This is a genomic window from Haloarcula quadrata (assembly GCF_003634715.1).
Taxonomy (GTDB): domain Archaea; phylum Halobacteriota; class Halobacteria; order Halobacteriales; family Haloarculaceae; genus Haloarcula; species Haloarcula marismortui.
The window spans coordinates 133,666-153,226 of sequence record NZ_RBWW01000001.1 but is presented as its reverse complement, the minus strand read 5'-3'; the positions used below and the strand labels follow the sequence as shown (position 1 = coordinate 153,226).

21 protein-coding genes, 1 tRNA gene and 1 other RNA gene are annotated in these 19,561 nt (G+C 62.7%); 17 read left to right on the top strand and 6 right to left on the bottom strand.

Annotated elements, in window-relative coordinates:
- Window positions 1-219: 219 nt before the first annotated feature.
- A complete protein-coding gene (locus tag BDK61_RS00800) occupies window positions 220-1,362 on the top strand; it encodes a signal peptidase I (RefSeq protein WP_007189706.1) in 1,143 nt (380 codons plus the stop codon).
- Window positions 1,363-1,515: 153 nt separating this feature from the next.
- On the opposite strand, the gene BDK61_RS00795 is transcribed toward BDK61_RS00800, so the two are convergent.
- Entirely contained in the window at window positions 1,516-1,929 is a 414-nt protein-coding gene (locus BDK61_RS00795; RefSeq protein WP_049939076.1) for a hypothetical protein, read from the bottom strand.
- Between the two features lie 79 nt (window positions 1,930-2,008).
- On the opposite strand from BDK61_RS00795, the gene BDK61_RS00790 reads away from it, so the two are divergent.
- The 4 genes from BDK61_RS00790 (at window position 2,009) to BDK61_RS00775 (ending at window position 3,984) form a co-directional block, all read left to right on the top strand.
- Window positions 2,009-2,317, top strand: coding sequence for a hypothetical protein (locus BDK61_RS00790; RefSeq protein WP_011224552.1), 309 nt, complete (start codon window positions 2,009-2,011; stop codon window positions 2,315-2,317).
- 112 nt (window positions 2,318-2,429) lie between these two features.
- Window positions 2,430-2,609, top strand: coding sequence for a hypothetical protein (locus tag BDK61_RS00785; protein ID WP_007189703.1), 180 nt, complete (start codon window positions 2,430-2,432; stop codon window positions 2,607-2,609).
- 60 nt (window positions 2,610-2,669) lie between these two features.
- The gene (locus BDK61_RS00780; protein ID WP_007189702.1) at window positions 2,670-3,002 is read left to right on the top strand and encodes a hypothetical protein; all 333 of its coding nucleotides are present in this window, start codon (window positions 2,670-2,672) and stop codon (window positions 3,000-3,002) included.
- A gap of 112 nt (window positions 3,003-3,114) precedes the next feature.
- Window positions 3,115-3,984, top strand: a complete 870-nt coding sequence (locus tag BDK61_RS00775; protein WP_121302038.1) for a hypothetical protein — start codon at window positions 3,115-3,117, stop codon at window positions 3,982-3,984.
- A 36-nt stretch (window positions 3,985-4,020) separates the two neighbouring features.
- Here the strand turns inward: BDK61_RS00775 and BDK61_RS00770 are convergent, their stop codons facing one another.
- The 4 genes from BDK61_RS00770 to BDK61_RS00755 form a co-directional block, all read right to left on the bottom strand.
- Window positions 4,021-4,248 carry a hypothetical protein gene (locus BDK61_RS00770; protein ID WP_004964985.1) on the bottom strand — a complete coding sequence of 76 codons (228 nt, stop codon included), beginning with the start codon at window positions 4,246-4,248 and terminating at the stop codon, window positions 4,021-4,023.
- 430 nt (window positions 4,249-4,678) lie between these two features.
- Window positions 4,679-4,752 (bottom strand) — tRNA-Lys (locus tag BDK61_RS00765).
- Between the two features lie 34 nt (window positions 4,753-4,786).
- Window positions 4,787-5,464: a DUF7119 family protein gene (locus tag BDK61_RS00760; protein WP_004964981.1), complete on the bottom strand. Its 678-nt coding sequence runs from the start codon at window positions 5,462-5,464 to the stop codon at window positions 4,787-4,789.
- A 48-nt stretch (window positions 5,465-5,512) separates the two neighbouring features.
- Window positions 5,513-5,701, bottom strand: coding sequence for a hypothetical protein (locus BDK61_RS00755; protein WP_004964979.1), 189 nt, complete (start codon window positions 5,699-5,701; stop codon window positions 5,513-5,515).
- A gap of 233 nt (window positions 5,702-5,934) precedes the next feature.
- Here BDK61_RS00755 and BDK61_RS00750 point away from each other — a divergent pair, with 233 nt between their 5' ends.
- From BDK61_RS00750 to BDK61_RS00735, 4 genes are all read left to right on the top strand, one after another.
- Window positions 5,935-6,276: a hypothetical protein gene (locus BDK61_RS00750; protein ID WP_004964975.1), complete on the top strand. Its 342-nt coding sequence runs from the start codon at window positions 5,935-5,937 to the stop codon at window positions 6,274-6,276.
- Window positions 6,277-6,368: 92 nt separating this feature from the next.
- Window positions 6,369-8,132 carry a nitrite/sulfite reductase gene (locus BDK61_RS00745; RefSeq protein WP_121302037.1) on the top strand — a complete coding sequence of 588 codons (1,764 nt, stop codon included), beginning with the start codon at window positions 6,369-6,371 and terminating at the stop codon, window positions 8,130-8,132.
- A gap of 322 nt (window positions 8,133-8,454) precedes the next feature.
- An RNA gene (gene rnpB, locus BDK61_RS00740) (RNase P RNA component) lies at window positions 8,455-8,905 on the top strand.
- Between the two features lie 61 nt (window positions 8,906-8,966).
- Complete coding sequence (locus BDK61_RS00735; protein ID WP_007189698.1) at window positions 8,967-9,578, top strand: hypothetical protein; 612 nt, start codon at window positions 8,967-8,969, stop codon at window positions 9,576-9,578.
- A 47-nt stretch (window positions 9,579-9,625) separates the two neighbouring features.
- Here the strand turns inward: BDK61_RS00735 and BDK61_RS00730 are convergent, their stop codons facing one another.
- Window positions 9,626-10,234 carry a hypothetical protein gene (locus BDK61_RS00730; protein ID WP_244209649.1) on the bottom strand — a complete coding sequence of 203 codons (609 nt, stop codon included), beginning with the start codon at window positions 10,232-10,234 and terminating at the stop codon, window positions 9,626-9,628.
- Window positions 10,235-10,438: 204 nt separating this feature from the next.
- Here BDK61_RS00730 and uvrB point away from each other — a divergent pair, with 204 nt between their 5' ends.
- From uvrB to BDK61_RS00690, 8 genes are all read left to right on the top strand, one after another.
- A complete protein-coding gene (gene uvrB, locus BDK61_RS00725; protein ID WP_121302036.1) occupies window positions 10,439-12,499 on the top strand; it encodes an excinuclease ABC subunit UvrB in 2,061 nt (686 codons plus the stop codon).
- A gap of 96 nt (window positions 12,500-12,595) precedes the next feature.
- On the top strand, window positions 12,596-14,146 hold the full coding sequence (locus tag BDK61_RS00720; protein ID WP_121302035.1) for a sensor histidine kinase: 1,551 nt from the start codon (window positions 12,596-12,598) through the stop codon (window positions 14,144-14,146).
- Between the two features lie 102 nt (window positions 14,147-14,248).
- The gene (cbiT, locus tag BDK61_RS00715) at window positions 14,249-14,854 is read left to right on the top strand and encodes a precorrin-6Y C5,15-methyltransferase (decarboxylating) subunit CbiT (protein WP_121302034.1); all 606 of its coding nucleotides are present in this window, start codon (window positions 14,249-14,251) and stop codon (window positions 14,852-14,854) included.
- The gene (locus BDK61_RS00710) at window positions 14,851-15,648 is read left to right on the top strand and encodes a cobalt-factor II C(20)-methyltransferase (protein WP_004964953.1); all 798 of its coding nucleotides are present in this window, start codon (window positions 14,851-14,853) and stop codon (window positions 15,646-15,648) included. The genes cbiT and BDK61_RS00710 overlap by 4 nt, the downstream gene beginning before the upstream one ends.
- On the top strand, window positions 15,641-16,519 hold the full coding sequence (locus BDK61_RS00705; RefSeq protein WP_004964950.1) for a cobalt-precorrin-4/precorrin-4 C(11)-methyltransferase: 879 nt from the start codon (window positions 15,641-15,643) through the stop codon (window positions 16,517-16,519). The genes BDK61_RS00710 and BDK61_RS00705 overlap by 8 nt, the downstream gene beginning before the upstream one ends.
- Window positions 16,519-17,490, top strand: a complete 972-nt coding sequence (cbiG, locus tag BDK61_RS00700) for a cobalt-precorrin 5A hydrolase (protein ID WP_121302033.1) — start codon at window positions 16,519-16,521, stop codon at window positions 17,488-17,490. Before BDK61_RS00705 ends, cbiG begins: the two co-directional genes overlap by 1 nt.
- 157 nt (window positions 17,491-17,647) lie before the next feature.
- The gene (locus tag BDK61_RS00695) at window positions 17,648-18,412 is read left to right on the top strand and encodes an SDR family oxidoreductase (protein ID WP_004964943.1); all 765 of its coding nucleotides are present in this window, start codon (window positions 17,648-17,650) and stop codon (window positions 18,410-18,412) included.
- 220 nt (window positions 18,413-18,632) lie between these two features.
- Window positions 18,633-19,559, top strand: a complete 927-nt coding sequence (locus BDK61_RS00690; protein ID WP_005536421.1) for a precorrin-3B C(17)-methyltransferase — start codon at window positions 18,633-18,635, stop codon at window positions 19,557-19,559.
- The last annotated feature ends 2 nt before the right edge of the window (window positions 19,560-19,561 follow it).

Genomic DNA, 19,561 nt, shown 5'->3' with positions numbered 1-19,561 from the left:
TTGCAATTGTTGATTGCTCCGGTATAGCTTGTGTTGCTTATGGCACTCTGTGGCCACGGAGGGGATAGATCCTGATAGCGGGAGACACTGCTCCTGGCTGCCACAAACGATGATTCGGAACGCAGTATCCCGTGACGACAGGGTGGTTGCGTCACTCCCATCGACTCAGCAACACCGATTTATATTCTGCTAGTCTACATCGCGTAGCAACAGACTGGTATGCTCCGAACGTATGTGGCGAGAGGGCTGACAATCGCCGGGTTTGTGTTGGTTCTGGCACTCATCGTAGGTGCACTGGTTGGGCAGCCGGTACTTTTGAGCTTTGTCGTGTCCGGAAGTATGTCGCCAACGATTCAGGAAGGCGACGGCTTCGTTGCGATTCCGGAGCAGGTTGCGGGCGACATTGAACAGGGCGATGTCATCGTGTTCCAGTCACAGGAGATTCGTGGTGGGGAGTTGACGACACACCGAGTTGTCGGTGAAACTGAGCAAGGATACATTACCAGGGGGGATGCGAACCCATTCACGGATCAGGATGGGGCCGAACCCCCAGTGACTGAAAGCCAGATCGTCGCGGTCGCATGGCAACCCAGTGGACAGGTGGTGACAATCCCGAATTTCGGCACGGCCATCCTTGCCGGCCGCGTCGTCGTCACAAACGTTCTGACTGCGGCTACGACGGTCCTTGGAGTTGAGCAGGCAGCCGAGTCTTGGCAGGCAGGCTCGGTGATGTTGGTCTCCGGCGTGATACTGTTTGCAATAAGCATCGGTAGTGGGATCGTGAACGGGTCTTCGCGCGAACGAGCCCGTTCGCGTGGGCAGGATACCTTCGACCCACGGTACGCCGCGCTCTTTCTGACCGCAATCATCATTGTGCCAGCCAACATCGCAATGGTGGCTCCGAGCTCGACCCATCAGATTCCGGCGGGTGAGATCGCAACTGGGAATAACATCGCCCCTGGTGAGCCGGTTGAAGCTACGCTTGTAGCCAACAACGAAGACGCACTGGTGACAATGCTCGTCGTGTTTAACGCGTCCGGTCAGACGACAATCGAGAGCCGGTGGCTCGATGTCCCAGGCGGCGAAACGGACTCAACAGCGTTGTATGCACCCGCACCGCCACGAGGCGAACAGAAGGTTGTAACCGTCTCTGAGCATCGCTACATCGTTTTGCTTCCCCCCACCGTTATTATCGCGATGCATGACATTCATCCACTGGTGGCATTAGGCGTAATTAATGCGGCGCTCACCGTGGCTGTACTGGCATTCGTCATTGGGTTGCTCGGGACAAGCAAACGACGTGTCCGCGACACCGACCGAGACATCCCGCTGTATCTGCGAATAAAGCGTAGATTGTTGTGACTGGACAATTCGATTGTTCAACGCAACGCAGCGTACTTGGTGGCGCATCGTTCAAACACGTCGCAAACGGTAGCCGTAGTAGCCGTGGTTCCTCCGGGGAAATCGACCGCACGGCAGGCCTGTTCCGGTCGGCCATACCACTGCCCGTCTCGGTTACTCTGTTTCGACAGGGATTGTGTGGACCTGCCGGAGCGGTTCGATGTGGCTTTTCGCTGTCTCGTCCAGTGGAAAGGTCCCGTGGATGTCGGCTGGAACTTGGCCGTGGACGACACGCCCGAACGGCGCGGCGGCGGTGGGATACACCTGTTCGGCCAACCGAGCGACGGGGGCCGCGACATCGAGCCCCTCCAGCGCTTCCTTCACAGCCGCTTCGCCGACGTGGACGGACTCCTCTTCAATCAGGATGAACGCGAACGGGAGGTCGTCAAACTGTGCCTGGAGGAACGCCTGAATCGCATCGGATTCCCAGGGAACAGGCGTGATATCCGTGGCACAGCGGGTTACCGTCTCGGCAGCGCGCCGGAACAGGTCGGTACTGCCGTCGTAGACGAGAAGCGACTGAGTCACATTCTCAGTATGTGTTTGGGCCGTTTGAACGTTGTGTAGTGTCACAACGGCTTATGCTTCTACACCTCGATGCTTCTGTATGGACGCACGGGACGAACCGACAGCCAGACTCGGCCGACGACTCGAAACGGCACTGGAGGGCGCGCTTGCCGATAGCGTCTCGTGGACGGTCACCACTGACGGCCCAGTCATCGCTCGACTACCTGACCGCGAGTTCGCGTTTGAACGGGCCGATAGCCCGAACGGACACCGGTGGACGGTCGTGTTACGCGCGGACGGGTCGGTCGTGAGCAAGTTCGGGCAGTTCGAGACAATCGATGATGTCGTTGAGACAGTTGAATCGCTCGTCCACTCAGACGTCCGGTACACGGTTTGCTGTGACGGCTAACTGTCTCAGCGCCGGAGCCACCCGTCAAGCGAATCCAGTGGCTCCGTTTCAATCAACGGACACACCGCCCGTGGGTAATCTCTATACGAACCCCGCACCAACGAACGGGTGTATGAGTCTGCTCAAGAACAAGCACCTCCTCAACGGGATTGTCTCACTGGGAATCAGTGTCGCTATCACTGTCTGGCTGGCCGACGACGAAGATGCGCCGTGGAGCCTGACTGATATGGCTCTGGCCGTTGCCATTTCGTCGTTCCTCTCCGGATTTTTCACCAGCTACTTCGCCGACTGACGGTCGGGCGACTCCGCGTAACGGGGGAACACCGATACCCTTCCGGCCCGTGCTCCCAGTATGGACGAGCCAGAACCCGTCGACGACTGGCCTCACCGCCCGTTTTCGCCAGCGGAAGCCAGTGCCCTACTGGATGACATTGACGGCGCTGTCGCGGTCTGGGTGATGCACCACGACAACGACGTTCGGTCGGCTGTCGTTCTCGATGACGCTCCCGAGGACGCGGTCATCGACATCGTCGTTGAAACCGACGCCGCCTTCGAGATGTACAGTTACACGAGCGGCGTGTGGATGGATTACGGCACCCAGCGGAAAGACGATTCGGACGCCCCGTCGATGGCAGGGACGCTCGACAGCTACGATGTTCTCGCTGGCGAGTCTGAGACAGCCTGACCAGTGCGGTTCATCGACACCGTCGTTGCTGGGGTGAAACGGCCCGTGCCACCCGCGTACCGATACGCTCGAAAAGTAATCATTAAACGGCGCGGCGACTGACCCTCCTGATATGCAACGACGAGCCGCGGCGGCGTACTTCGCGTTCTTCCTCGTTATCAGTGTTGCTGCGTACGCCTACATCGGCGTCGCGGAGAGTCAGCGGCCGGCGGTGTCGCTCGACGCTGACGCCGAACTGACCAACGAGAGTACGTTCACTGTCGACGGAACGGAATACACAGCCACAAACATCCACATGTCCGGCGGTGGCGGTGGCGGCCATGGCGGCGGTGGCGGTGGCAGTATGGCAGCTGACCTCTCGTGGACGAATGAATCGTCACAGTATACTGCAACAGTAGAGCACAACTCCACGACGACCTACCAGAACGACACCTACCGCGTACACACTGACAGCAACGAGAGTACGGTGACCCTCGAAGAAGAACTCAACGTCAGTGCGCTCCTCGCCGAGGACTCCTCGGTCAAGAACACGCTTGCGACCCAGAACGGGACCGAGTACGTGGTCTACCAGTCGAACAACACGCAAGTCCCGCTGAGTGAGTGGCTCCCTGAGCCTGAGACAGTGACGTTCACGACCGGTGATACCTACCCGTACGCGACCGACAGTGGCACACAGGAGACCACAATCTCCGAAGTGACCGCCGACGGCGCGACGCTCGAATGGTTCGCCCCGCGCGAGAACACGGTCGAACTCTCGGAGGGCGGGAACGTCACGCTGAACGAGCAGCAGTTCTTCACGCACTTCCCCGATCATAGCACCGTCCAGATCGTCCCGATTCAGCAGTACGACCAGTACCAGACGACGCTCGACCAGCAGGACTACTTCCACGAGCGCAAGAACGGCTTCTGGGGCGTCTCGATTCTCTCTGGCATCGCTGCTGTGCTGATGCTAGGGATGGCGTATATGCCCGTCCGCGGATAACAACGACATCTATTTTCGGCTTTTTCGACGACCGGCTTACGCGTCGGCTGCCCAGCTGATGTACGCCAGTCCGACACCGACCACACCCATCAGAACCGCCGCAAGCATCTGTACAATCGCCGCTGTCATTGACGCGTGCGTCTGCCACGGTGTGCCGGCAACCGCCGCGAGCGTAGCGACGACGAGCAATACACCGACAGTGACACCCAGCGGGCGCAACGGCTGTGTGAGGACGCGCTGAAGTGTACTGGCACTTCCGTTCATATTAATAACATTTACTGTCTCGGTGGTAAATGAACTGGTCTCGGACTATGCACTGTCACGCTGCCTTTATCCATCACACACCAGGCTGGGAGGGCATTGAACCACCTCTACTTCGCTCACTGCCTTCGCTCGTGGCGTACTTCAACGCCCTCCTGTTGTTGCCACTGCTCACTGTCGTTCGCAGGGCAATGAGCCGGGAGGGAGTTCAACGGGAGGAAGACGTGCTCACTCCGTTGCGCGCGACCGGCAGGGTTCAACTCCTCCACAGTGTTCCCACTATTTACTGTCGGTCATAGGGTAACGGGCCGGGAGGGAGTTGAACCAGAGGAAGACATGCTCGCTCACATTCGTTCGCTGTGCGTGCCTTCCAGGGTTCAACTCCTTCCTGCCGGTTCACTCACCGACTCGCAGTGCTCGTCGGTTCGTTGCACGGGCCGGGAGGGAGTTGAACCCCCGACCATCTGGTTAAAAGCCAGACGCTCTGCCTAACTGAGCTACCGGCCCTCGCTATTCGCTCGGGGGAGCGGCGATTAAGGCCTTACGGTCCGTCGTCGAAGTACGACTCGATAGCCTCACTGATGACTTCCCCGGGGGACGCCCCATCTAGTGCGGCCTGCCGGCGGAGTCGACAGTAGGCGTCGCGGTCGAGTTGCGTTCGTATCTCGCCCAGTGCGTACCCGTTTCTGGCGAGCGCCGCGTCTACGGACGCGCCGTCGTTGACACTGCTGGCAACGGATCGGATCTGGCGGACGGTGAGGTCGTGGTCGAGGGCGGCCCACGCAAGCAGGAGGCGAGACTCGCCTGAGACTCTGGCGATGTGTTTGGCCGCCGTTGGCGCGATATGCCCCATAGCGACGTGAATACGGACGGATCGAGGGAGGTCGTGGACGCGGGACCACTTCCGGATGAACGAGACCGAGGCTTCGCCACCGGCCCGTTCGGCAGCGGCCTTGTAGGACCCTTCGCCGCGAACTAGAGCTGCACACGCGGCCGCGCCGCGCAGAATAAAGACGTTGTCGTCGCCGCCGGCGGTGTTCTCGGAGAATTTCTTGACTGTCTTGGCGGCGAGTTCGAGGCTCTCGGGGTCGTCGGGATCGAACTCGATTGCCTCCTCGGGTCGCTGTCCCGTGAGTGCTGGGTCTCCGCGGATGACCGGCTTCCCGACCGGTGATTCGCGGTCGGTCGATGGAACGTAGTTATCGGGCCCCTCTGGCATCGATCTGTGTTTAGGAAGCGCCGCACAAAAGTACCCCGTACAGGGGTGTCAGTCGTCGGATGCGCTCTCGCTTTCGCGTTCTTCGCTCATGTGCTCCCAGATTTCTGTGCAGCCACAGCCGTCCTCGACATTGTCGAGGTGGTCTGTCGTTGGCTCTTCGCGCTCGGCATCGTCGTCGTGGGTCTGTTGTGCGTTCGTCATCGTTTCTCTCACAGCGACGACCAGCGTGGCCGCCACGGGATGTCGTACTCCTCTGTAATGTCCCCACTATCTTAAGGACGGACTCTGCTGTAAGCTTGGCCCGCACTGCGACTTACAGGCAACATATGTGTGTATCTCGGACAGAGCCCAACAAATAGCGGGTCAGTATCGTGATACACTCACCGCATGACTGCGGCGGATTCGACTCGACCCGGTGATACTTGCACCCGCCGATGCCCTCAGGTGTTTCGAGAATCTAATGAGATGTAATGACGACTGACGTTCACCAGCTCGACGACGGAGCCTGGATTTCCGTCAACGACTCGCGGGAAGTGAACGTCTCGGACCTGTGGTTGTTGGCTCGAAGCGACTTCTGTGGGTGTGAGACGACGGATTTGCTCGCTGAGGGGTTCGTGGAAGTGGGCGTTGATTATCTCGATATCCAGGCGCGAATTGCCGGCCAGTGTATCTCCTGTGGTGAAAGCGGCGTGACCGACTGGCTGACGGTCGGGCGCGTCGTGGACCCAGACTCCGGCGAGTTCCACGGTGTCGTCCACGAGAGCGTCCATTTCCCGGCGAAGCGAACCCGGCTCGCCAGTCCCAAAGAATAGGCAACAGTTGCTTGTTTCGGGGAGTGGGGGAGACGGTTGACGGCAAAGTGTGTTGTATAAGTCAGCGAGACTTGTGGAAAAACACATTAGCTATGCCCACGAAAGTCGAGAATTGGAAGGACGAGGTTTACGGTAACGAGATCCGGGAGCACTTGATGGAGTTCGCAGAGCAGGGCTGGGATGCCATCCCGGAAGACGAACACGACGCCTGGTTCGAGCGCTTCAAGTGGTGGGGCCTGTACCACCAGCGCTCCGGCCAGGAGTCGTATTTCATGATGCGTATCGGGACACCAAACGGCGTCATCAAGCCCGGCCAGCTTGAAGTTATCGGCGAAGTCGCAAAGGAGTACGCAACTGGTCCCGTCGATAATCCGGAGTTCGGCGAGGCCTACTGTGACTGGACGACCCGTCAGAGCATCCAGCTCCACTGGATCAAACTGGAGGACATCCCGGAAATCTTCGAGAAGCTCGAAGCCGTCGGCCTGGGCACCCAGCAGGCCTGTGGTGACTCCTGGCGAAACATCGTCGGCTGCCCGGTTGCCGGCAAGGACAAGCACGAGCACGTCGACGCCTGGCCCGTTGCCGAGGACCTCCACGAGACGTTCAAGGGCAACGACGACTACTCGAACCTCCCGCGCAAGTGGAAGGTCGCCATCGCCGGCTGTGACGAGGGCTGTGGCCAGGGCGACATCAACGACCTCGCTTTCGAGCCCGCTGAGAAGGACGGCGAACTCGGCTTCAACGTCCGTATCGGCGGCGGCCTCTCCCGCAAGGAACCGCGTCTCGCCCGCGATATCGACGTGTGGGTCCCGCCGGAGCAGGCTGCTGACGTGGCCCACGGCATGTCTTCGCTCTTCCGTGACTACGGTGACCGCGAGGACCGCTTCAACGCTCGCATCAAGTTCCTCATGGACGAGTGGGGGCCCGAGAAGATGCGTTCGGTCCTGCAGGAGGAGTACGTCGACTTCGAACTCCCGACTGCGGGCGAGGATATGCGCGACCAGTACAGCTACAACACTGGGTCTCAGGACGGACACAACGACCACGTCGGGATTCACGAGCAGAACGACGGCAACTACTACATCGGCCTGAACGTGCTGGTCGGCCGCATGGGTGCCGACGACGTGCTTGAACTCGCCGAACTCGCCGACGAGTACGGCTCCGGCGAGGTTCGACTGACCCAGCGCCAGAACATCATCGTCACCGACGTGCCCGAGGAGAACCTTGACGAGTTCACCAGCGAACCCCTGCTGGAGAACTACTCCCCGGACCCGTCGCCGTTCATGCGCGGTTCCATCGCCTGCACGGGCACGGAGTACTGCTCACTCTCTATCGTCGAGACGAAGAACCGCCAAGTGCGGTACGCCCGCTGGCTCAAGGACAACGTCGAACTGCCGGAGGACCACAAGGACTTCCACATCCACCTCTCGGGCTGTACGGCCTCCTGCGCCCAGCCCCAGATCGCCGACGTGTCCCTGCGCGGGATGAAGACCCGCAAGGACGGCGAACCGGTCGAGGCGCTCGATATCGGTCTCGGCGGTGGCCTCGGCGACGACCCGCGCTTCGCTGACTGGGTGGAGATGCGCGTCCCGGCCGACGAAGTCCCCGGCGCGATCAAGAACCTCGTCAACAACTTCGAGGACGCCCGCGAGGGCGGCGAGACCTTCCGTGACTTCGTTGCGGACCGCGACGAGGAGACGCTGGCCGACATGGTCGAACCCGAGGAGACGGACTACCACGACCCGTATATGCACAACACGAAGATGACGTGGTACCCCTACGCAGAAGACGACGATATGCAGTCCTCGCCCGCACCCACGAACGGCCAGGGCGAGCCGCTGCCCTCTGACGACTAAGGCGCACTGCTGAGCACTCCCGGTTCGGTTTTTGCGAATCGTGCGGTTGCTCGCTTTCTCTACTACCTTTCAAACATAGTGTTGGCCGGGAGCGCGCTCCGTCGCGCGACCCGGGGAAGGGCAGGCTCGCTCGAATACACAAAATCAGTAGCTGCTGCTGTTGCGCATACCGCGAGCGAAGCGAGCGGTTTCACGCGAATCGCAACGCGATTCGCGCTTTTTTCATCGACGTTTTTCAAGGAGTGGTTCGCGCGAAGCGCGAACCCGACGCCGAAAAAGGTCGTTGGTAAGCCTTATTCACGGCACTGGCGTACCTGTTGGTGGCAGCGGGAGGCCGGCTCCCGTGGCGCAAGCCATGAGGAAAGTCCCCCCACCTGTCGGACAGGTGACCGGGCGCAAGCCCGGGGCGGGAGACCGTCGGCTCTGGAACAGCAACGACACGTCGTCGCCGGACCGATGAGGTGTGCGAATCCCGAGCGAGGCTGGTCGTGCCCCACCAGACGGTGCGGCACGCGGCCAAAGCGAGGGAGAGCTAACCCACCGAGGGCAGTCGCGACCCGGTGACTCCGGGGCGCGCGTTCGTGGACCACAGTTGTGCTCCACACGTGGGCCATCTTCGATGCCCCACGCTTCCGGCGACGGACCGATGGAACGGCGAAACCTCACCGGTGCAAGGCCGCGTCGACAGGTAGTCCGACGCCGCGCGCAAGCGCTGGACGTGGCCGCTCAGCCGAATGCTGGCCCGAACAGAAGGGGGCTTACTCCCCGCAGCCATACGAGCTTTCGAGCGGCGGGTCCGATGGTTACAAGCCCGCGCCGGCCACAGGCCAGAGTATGACCGCAGCCGACCTTATCGACGCAGTTCGTGACGACCAGCAGACGGAACTCTCCCGACTGGGCTCCTCGAAGACGCTGTACGCCGACACCCGCGGCGAGATGGAACCGGACGTGGTACTGGCGGCGGCGGCCGCCCGCGAGCAGGCGGCCCACGAGACGTTCGATGCCTGGAGCGACGACGCGAACGACGACGCGGCAGCGCTGTTTGTCGACGCGGCGACCGAAACGGCCGAGCGCGGTGACAGCACTGATGCCGAACCGGTCGACCGAACGCCGGCGATGCACGACGTACTCGACGACCTCGACGGGACCGTCGAGCGCCTTGGCGGCTTCGTCGGCTGGACGCTCGTCGACAAGAAAGTAAAGGAGCAGTACACCGGCTTCTTCACCGGCCAGGCGGACCCACAGACCGCGAGTACGTTCCGCAGCGCCGGCAGCGACGTGGTGGCCCTCCGCGACGAGGCCGCTGAACTACTTGATGCTGTCTGCGAGGATGACGATGACTGGGACGCCGCGGAGGCGGCTGCTATCGACGTAATCTCGACGGCCTACGACGAGTACTTCGAGACGCTCGAAGACCTCGGCGTGAACCCGAAACCGGTCTGCTGACCGTTCTTCATGTCCGCACCTCGCTGGGAGCGCCAGATGACGACGCCTCAGTCGTCTCCGCTTGGCCCCTGGGAGTCCGGACTCCGCTCGCCGGGCCCACGATCAGCCGTGGTCTGCCCACCGCTTGGCCCGCTGTTGCTATCTACCCACCCTGTCCGCTCTACCTGCTGTCCGAGTAGTCGATCCGCGAGACTGCCCAGCCACTTGAACGCGACATTGACGTAGAGGCCGACGAGAAACGGGATACCGGTGGCCAGCTGCGACGACGCGAGTTCCGTTGAGCCGAGTGCCAGACTGCCGAACTGGTAGACGCCGACAGCCAGAAGCCAGGCGGCGGGAATCCGCATCAACATCTCGGCGAGGTTTTCGAAGTCGCTCCACTTGTCGTAGTCGTCGAGTGAGGTCATCAGTTTCGTGAAGACATAGCCCAGCGCACCCAGTCCCGAATACAGGAAGACAGCCACCGGTATGATGACTCCCGGCCCGCCAGGGCCGACTGTTGCAGTGAGTAGCTCACGGCCGCCTGCTCCCGCAGCCATTGCGATGCCGACAATAGTCAGAACGAAGAACAGCCCGATAACGGCCCAGTTTCCGACCGACCAGCGCCCGCTGTCGAGAATCTCCTCGCTCTCGGTCGATGTTTCTGTCTCACCCATGTCAGATATTCGAGTGCGAAACAGAATAAAACTACAAGACTGTTTGTATCCGCCTGAACCGTATCGGATGCTTACTTTCGAGACGACCACTGTTGTATCTTCTCTCCGTCTCCGGGCTGTCGTATCACCTTTACAACACAGGCCGACTGGTCCGATCTTACATGAACCACGCGGCTCAAGTCCATCCAGCCCGATGTGTAGGTAATGAGCGACACCGGCGGCCCCCTCTCTATCGACCGACCAGATGTCGACCGCGAGTTCCGTGTCGACGCCCCGTTCGACCCCGCGGGCGACCAGCCCGAGGCCATCGAACAGCTGGCGTCGGGCTATCGTCAGGGGATGGACCGGCAGACACTGCTCGGTGTGACCGGCTCTGGGAAGACCAACACCGTCTCGTGGGTCGTCGAGGAGATCCAGCAGCCGACCCTCGTTATCGCTCACAACAAGACCCTTGCAGCACAACTGTACGAGGAGTTCCGCGAGCTGTTCCCGGACAACGCCGTCGAGTACTTCGTCTCCTACTACGACTACTACCAGCCCGAGGCCTACGTCGAGCAGACGGACACCTTCATCGATAAAGACGCCTCGATCAACGACGAGATCGACCGGCTGCGCCACTCCGCGACGCGTTCGCTGCTCACCCGGGACGATGTCATCGTCGTCGCGTCGGTGTCGGCCATCTACGGGCTCGGTGACCCGCGCAACTACGTCGACATGTCCCTCTCGCTCGAGGTGGGTCAGGAGATCGAGCGCGACGACCTGCTCGGTCGGCTGGTCGACCTGAACTACGAGCGCAACGACGTGGACTTCACGCAGGGGACCTTCCGCGTGCGCGGGGACACGCTCGAAATCTACCCGATGTACGCCCGCTACGCCCTCCGAGTGGAGTTCTGGGGCGACGAGATCGACCGGATGCTGAAAGTCGACCCGCTGGAGGGCGAGGTCAAAAGCGAGGAGCCAGCCGCGCTGTTGCACCCGGCGGAGCACTACTCGATTCCGGAACAGCGGCTCCAGCGGGCCATCGACGAAATTGAGAAACTGCTGGACCAGCGTATCAGTTACTTCGAGCGCCAGGGCAACCACGTCGCCGCACAGCGCATCGAGGAGCGGACCACGTTCGACATCGAGATGATGCAGGAGACGGGCTACTGCTCGGGCATCGAGAACTACTCGGTCCACCTCTCGGACCGCGAGACAGGCGAGGCCCCCTACACCCTCCTGGATTACTTCCCCGACGACTTTCTCACCGTTGTCGACGAGTCCCACCAGACGCTCCCCCAGATCCGCGGCCAGTTCGAGGGTGACAAGAGCCGCAAGGAGAGCCTCGTCGAGAACGGCTTCCGACTGCCGACGGCCTTCGACAACCGCCCGCTCACCTTCGAGGAGTTCGAGGAGAAGACTGACCAGACGCTGTACGTGAGCGCCACGCCGGGCGACTACGAGCGCGACCACAGCGACCAGGTCGTCGAGCAGATTGTCCGCCCGACACACCTCGTCGACCCGGCTGTCGAAATCGCCTCGGCGACGGGGCAAGTCGAGGACCTGTTAGAGCGCATCGACGAGCGAACCGAGCGCGACGAGCGGGTGCTCGTCACGACCCTGACCAAGCGGATGGCCGAGGACCTCACCGAGTATCTGGAGGAGTCCGGCGTGAACGTCGCCTACATGCACGACGAGACGGATACACTGGAGCGACACGAACTCATCCGGTCGCTCAGGCTGGGCGACATCGACGTGCTGGTCGGCATCAACCTGCTCCGGGAAGGACTGGACATTCCGGAGGTCTCACTCGTGGCGATTCTCGATGCCGATCAAGAGGGGTTCCTGCGTTCGGAGACGACGCTCGTCCAGACGATGGGCCGGGCCGCCCGGAACGTCAACGGCGAGGTGGTGCTGTACGCAGACGAGCGCAGCAACGCCATGCAGTCGGCCATTCAAGAGACCCAGCGCCGCCGGCGCATCCAGCAGCAGTACAACGAGGACCACGGCTTCGAGCCGACCACCATCGAGAAGGAAGTCGGCGAGACGAACCTGCCCGGGAGCAAGACCGAGACCGGCGGCATTTCGAGTGACGGCGCGAGTGACGCCGACGAGGCCACCCGCCAGATCGAACAGCTGGAAGAACGGATGCAGGAGGCCGCGGACAATCTGGAGTTCGAACTGGCGGCGGACATCAGAGACCGTATCCGGGAACTGCGCGAGGAGTTCGACCTCGACGGCGGCGACGACAGCGACGGCGTGCCGGCACCCGGTCCCGAGTTCTGATTTCTCGGTTCACGGCGCCCCCGATACTGGGTAACCGATTTGTACCCAGATGCGAAATGGTACGTATCTCGATGGTAGCGCTGTCGGGGTTAGACTATGTTCGAGTACATCCGTTCCGTGGGTCGTGGCTTCTCGTCGACTGGACTCGTTGTCGCCGGCCTCGGCTTCTTCCTGACCCGGTTCACGGTCACGCTGGCGGTTAGCGACGGCCCGATGGCGTTCGTCTTCAGTGGCGTGTTGCCACTGGTGCTCGGTCTGGGGCTGTCCGCGTTCGGTGTCGCTCTTGCCGTTGGTGAGTTCGAACACGCCTTCGTTCGGACGGTCACGCTGTGGTGTCTCGCAGGCACTGGCGCGATGTTCGTCCTCGTTCTGGTGACACTGATTGGTAACGGCAGCATGGGGCCGCTGTCAACCGCGGGGAGCCGGTCGTACCTGTCGAACTTCCTCATTGGGGGCGGTGTCGGCGGCGCACTCACTGGCGTCTACGCCGGGCGGTCGAACCGACAGCAACACGAACTCGAACAGCAGGCTGCCAGGCTGGACCTGGTCAACCGCATCCTTCGAGATAGGGTCCTGAACGCGCTGACGGTCATCCGGGGTCGGGTAGAGATTGCGGAATCACGGGATGGTGTCAGCACGGCCGACATCCTGTCAGTCATCGACGACCGTTCGGCCGGCGTCCAGCAGGTCGTCGAGAACATGAAACACATCACCCACGGCGGCGCCGACCTGTCGCTGGACGCCGTGCCTGTGGTCCCATGCGTGGAGTCGGGAGTCGACGCCGTCCGCGAGACACACCCGTCGGCCGACTACGACCTGCGGGCCGACGTGCCCCCGGACCTGCAGGTGCGGGCCAACACGATGCTTGACAACCTCGTCGCGCATCTGGTCGAGAACGCGGTCGTCTACAATGACAGCGACGGCCCTCGCGTCGAGGTTGGAGTCACCGCCACCGAGGACACTGTCGCCATCAGCGTCAGCGACAACGGCCCGGGACTGCCCGAGCGACAACTCGACTTGCTTGCCCGCGGTGAAATCGGTTCCTACGAGGACCGCTCGACCGGCTTCGGGCTGGACCTCGTTCGCTTGCTCGTCCGGAGCTACGGTGGGCGGACGGCGGCCACCGTCACGGATGACGGAACGACAGTCACGCTGACACTGCTGCGTGTCTCGGCCGAAGACGGCGTCGTGAAGGCTACGCCCGACGATGTGCTGGGACTCTCGCCACGCCGCCTGAGCGTGGCTGTCGGGGCGTCGCTCGTCGCCGCCGTCGTCATGGGCGTCCCGATGCAGGTCCTCTCCGGGGGCGTCCCGGTCGTCGAGGCGCTGTACGGCGTCGAGAACGCGCTGGTCGGCTGGCTCACACACGGGTTCCACAGCATCGTCTTCGGACTGGTGTACGCTGCCTTGGTCCGAACCGCGCCAGCCCATCTCTCCGACCGGCTCCGATACTACGGAATCGCCCTCGGCTGGTCGCTCGCACTCTGGTTTGTGGCAGCCGGGCTCGTCATGCCGGTGTGGCTCTCGCTTGTCGGTATCGAGGCGAGCCTCCCGAACCTCAGCGCAGCGGCGCTGCTGTCCCATCTCCTCTGGGGTGGCTCTCTCGCCGCGCTCTACCACTACGGCTGCCGTGTCTGGCCTCCCTGACCCGCGTATGTGACCAACGTCGGTCGCCGAACCCTGCTATCATCCGCACTTGGACTAATACAACCAAAATTGTTTTACGCGCTACTGTAGTTGTATAGCGTGATGTCCCGCGTCTCGCTCCCACACGATGCGAAGGCCGGTCCCACCAAGCCGGAGGTCCGGGCCGTCCTCGCCAGCAAACTCGCTCTCACCGGGTCCGACCACTTTGCGGAGGTCGGTTCCTGTACCGGTGCCGTCACCATCACGGCGGCGCGCCGGGCCGGGCGTGTCACTGCGCTCGAACGCAAGGGGAATCGACTCGACGTGACTCGCAAGAACCTCGCCGCCAACGACGTTGACGCTGATATCGAATTGCGCGAGGCCGAGGCCCCGGAGGGCTTGCCGGACGACGCCGACGCCCTCTTCCTCGGCGGGTCACGCAACTATGAAGCCATTCTCGACCACGCGGTCGAAACCGGCGTCGACCGAATCGTGATGAACGTCTCGCGGCTCGAAGTCGCCGGCGCGGCGACAGAGGCCTTCCGCGAGCGCGACATTCTGGAAGAGGTTGTCCAGTTTCAGGTGAGCCACGGCTACGAGCTCGCCGGCGCGACGAGCTTCGACTCGGAGAACCCGGTGTATATGCTCGTCGGCAGCGCCAGCGAGGACGTTGCCGCCGACGGCGGGTCACCGACTGAGACTGAGGCGACCGACGGAGGCCAGCGATGACACTCTACGGCATCGGCCTCGGTCCTGGTCAGCCCGACCTGGTGACCGTCCGCGGGAAGCGCGCGCTGGAATCCGCCGACGTGGTGTACTCGCCGGGGCGGCTCTCGCGGTCGGTTGCGACCAAGCACGTCCCCGAGGAGCGCATCGGCGACCTCGACTTCCCGATGACACGCGACGAGGAGAAACTCCGGGCGGCCTGGAAGGAAGCCGCCGCCGAAATCGCGCCGACCGCCCGCGACGGCGATGCCGCCTTCGTCACGCTTGGAGACCCGAACGTCTACTCGACCTTTGGCCATCTCCGGCGGACGCTCGCGGCGTTTCACCCCGAAGTCGACCTCGAAGTGGTGCCCGGCGTCAGCGCTATGTCGGCGTTTGCGACCGCGCTTGGCGTCGAAATCACCGCCGGGTCGAGCTTGGCGCTGCGTGAGGCCGACCGCGGCGCGTCGCCGACCGGCCCCGACCGGATGATTCTGTTCAAGGTGACCGACGCGCCGGCCACTCACGAAGGGCTGGTTGAGGCCGGCTACGACGTGGTGTACGGCCGCCGGCTGTTCATGGAACAGGGCGAGACGGTCGTGACCGACGACCCGACCGATATCGATGAGCGAGACTACTACACGCTAGCCTACGCCGAGAAGCCCGAGACGCGCGTCGAGCAGGCGACCGACGCCTTCCTCGAAGCGGCCGACGAGAGCGGTGTCGTGACCGACGGTGGCGAGCAGTCTATCGGTGAACTGGCGAGACAGGAGCGCTCTGAAGCTGTTCTCTGCGGTGACGAGGTGAAGCATGACTGAGGAACCGAGCGAAACGGACCCACAGACGGCAATCGACTCCGTCGCCGGGAACCGAGACGACCGCGTCTACGAGTACAGTGCCGGCGACGAGCAGGAGGGCATTCCCTTCGTCGGAGCCGGGCCGGGCAACCCCCGGCTGCTAACCGTCGCTGGCCGGGAATTGCTGGCTGACGCCGACCTCGTGGTCCACGCCGGCTCGCTCGTCAACAGTGAACTGCTGGAGGAGTACTGCGAGGACGCCGAAACGGTGTCCTCTATCGGCAAGGACCTCGAAGAGCTGATTCCGCTGATGCGGGACGCCTACGAGGCCGGCGACACTGTTGTCCGCCTTCACAGCGGCGACCCTGCCATCTACGGCGCGGCCCTGGAGCAGATGGACGCGCTCGAACACGAGGGCGTCCCGACCTACATCGTCCCCGGCGTCACCTCTGCCTTCGCCGCCAGCGCGACGATGCGAACCCAGTTGACACTGAACGAGGTCGCCAACCACGTCGCCTTTACCCGCCCGCAGGGCAAGACGCTGGACGAGGACGAGGACCACATCTCCGAGTTCGTCGGTATGGGCGATGTCACGACCTGCATCTATCTGGGGACCCACGCCGTCAGCGAGACGATGGACCGGCTGCTCGAAGACGGCCACGACCCCGAAACACCAGTGGCGGCCATCTACCACGCGTCCTGGCCCGACGAGGACGTCATCGAGGGAACGATAGCCACCATCGGCGAGAAGCTGGAGGACGCGGGCTATCGCGCCTCCGCCATGGTCGTCATCGGCGACGCCGTCGGCGGCGAGGACTACGAGCGGTCGTTCCTCTATGGCGACTGGGCGAATCGCGGGAGCGACGCGGATTCACAGGAGGCTGATGACTGATGAGCACCGACACAGACGACGACTCCGGCTCGCATGGTTGCAAAGCACCCGACTCAGACGGCGAAGTAGCAGAGAATATTGCCATCGTGGCCTTCGAGCGGAAGATGGACACGGCCGAGGACATCGTCGACGGTATCGGCGACCGCTACGAGTCCATCGATATCCTCGAATACCACGGCGACGTGTTCGAGGAGTACTGGGGCGAATACGACTGCTTCATCGGCCTGATGGCGAGTGGCATCGCGATGCGCAAGACCGCCCACCTGCTCGACGACAAGTGGGACGACCCCGCTATCTGTGTCGTCGACGAGGAACTCACGTGGGCCATCCCGATAACTGGCGGCCACCACGGCGCAAATCAGGTCGCTGACGACCTCGCAAGCATGGGCGCGGTGCCGGCGATGACGACCGCAAGCGAGGCTGCCGACAAGCAGGGCGTCGAGAAGCAGGCCAAGGCGCTGGACGCTCACGTGGTCAACGGCGACTCGACCGTGGCGACGAACCTCGCCGTGCTGGACGATGAACTCGGCCCTATCGAGCGCCTTGACGGGCCGAAGGCCGTGCTGGTCGACGACGACGTGACCGTCCTGAAGCGGAACAAGGACGACGGCGTCGTGCTCGGTTGTGGCAGCGTTACCGGCGCGGATGTCGAGCAGTTCCACGCGGCCTGGGAGCAGGCGCTGGACGAGGCCGACCTCGACCGCGACGATGTGGAGTTCGTCGCAACGGGCACCCGGAAAGCCGAGGAGGAAGGCATGCTCGCCGCTGCTGAGGAGTGGGGACTAGGTGTCATTGCCTTCGAGAAGGAGACGTTGGAGGAGTTCGAGGGACCGACCCCCTCGCGGTCGAAGGAACTCATCGGGTGGCCGGGCATCGCCGAGGCGTCGGCCATCGCCGCCGGCAGCAAACACGACCTGCTGGCCGAGAAGACCCGCTACGACGAGGCTGTGACCGTCGCTATCGGGCGCTAACCTCGCTTTTTGTCAGCCATTGGGTTTTGATTCCAGCTTTTCGCAACCGAGCAGCTACTGAACTATCCTTAGCAGCGAGTCCACAGCTGTCCCGAGTTCCTGTCATCGTACAACTCTAAACTTATTTATTATGTGCGCCTGTGATGACAAATGGCGTATGACAACACTACTCGAAGACAAGGTGGCGGTCGTTACGGGCGGCGCAAGCGGGTTCGGCCGGGCCATCTGCCGACGGTACGCGGAGCACGGCGCAGACGTTATCGTTGCGGACCGACAGCAGGACCCCCGCGAGGGCGGCAAACCGACCCACGAACTGGTCGAAGCTGAGACCGACCGGACGGCCCACTTCGTCGAGTGTGACGTGACCGACCCCGACGACCTGGAGGTGGCTGTCGCCGCGGCAGAGGAACTGGGCGGTATCGACATCATGGTCAACAATGCCGGCATCTCCGAGATAGCGGATTTCTACGAGACCACGGAGGCGGACTACGACCGGCTGATGGATGTGAACACGAAGGGTGTATTCTTCGGCGCGCAGGTCGCAACCGAGGCGATGCGGGAGAACGGCGGCGGCACCGTGATCAATATGTCCAGCTCCGGCGGCATCCGCGGCACCGGCCTGCTGGTCAACTACTGCACTTCGAAAGGCGCAGTTCGGCTGTTCACCTACGCGCTCGCGGACCGCCTGAGCAACTACAACATCCGGGTCAACGCCATTCATCCGGGCTACAGCAAGACCCAGATGTTCGAGGACGAGCGCATCGACGACACGACGAAGATGATGCTGAAGGAACTCATCCCCTCGGGCCGCTTCGGCGAACCCGAGGAGATAGCCGACGTGGCGACGTTCCTCGCCAGCGATATGGCCTCCTACGTCAACGGCGAGAGCGTTGTAGTCGACGGAGGACTGACGAACACCTGACCGGGGGATATCGAACTGTTTGCGCTGCGATTCGTCGACGTGAGTACGGTTACACAGCCACCGCTCTCGACTCTTCCCCGAGCTCGTATACAACCAAACTACCCCTTCCCAACACCTGCGCTTGGACTAGTACAAGCACAATTGTTTTATGCGAAAGCGGCGTTGTACTCACCATGCGCCACAGTATCGAGATTCGACCGGCGGCCCTCGGAGACCGAGGATGAGTAGCGACGGACGCCAGTCGACAGCGGCCGCGGCTGAGGCGACGCGTCCAGCCGACTACGGGACGCTGTACGTGGTCGGTATCGGGCCGGGGCTCCCCCACGACATGACCCAGCGGGCGAAAGACGTTATCCAGACCGCTGACTGTATCATCGCCTCGAACCTCTATCAGGAGTTCCTCCGGAAGGACGGCACGCTCCCGCCCCAATCGGCTGAACTCGACGGCGAAACCGATGACGGCGAAATCGCTGGCGAAGAAGGGGCCGTACTGGAGCGGCCCGACGGCAGTCGGCAGACGCTCATCCGGTCGTCGATGGGCAAACAGGTCGAACTCGCCCGCGAGGCCTTCGAGCGGGTCCGCGCCGGTGAGGACATCGCCCACGTCTCCGGCGGCGACCCGAACGTCTACGGGAAGTCCGACCTGCTGTTTACGATGGCCGACGCCGACGACGCCGACGATGTCCCCATTGAAATCGTCCCCGGTGTGACCGCAGCGCTGTCGGGGGCAGCGAACCTCGGCGCGCCGCTGTCGAACGATTTCTGTACGATTTCGCTGTCGGACAAATGGCGCGGCTGGGACGAAATCGAGGAGAAGCTCCGGGCGGCCGCGATCAGCGGCTTCGTCGTCGTCCTCTACAACTGCTGGCGCGATTACGAGCGGGCCGTCGACGTTCTCCGCGAGGAGCGAGCGGACGATGTGCCCGCTGCTATCGTCAACGACTCTGGCCGCGGCGAGGCCGGCCGGAACCTCGACGACGAGACGGAGACCATCACCACGCTTGGCGAACTGCCCGAGCACGACGACAAGGTCGGCGGCATGGGTTCGTCCATCGTCGTCGGCACCCACGAGACCGAAGTCTGGCGCAACGACTACCAGGAGTTCCTCGTCACCCCGCGCGGCGGGCGTGACGTCGACGATTTCTGACA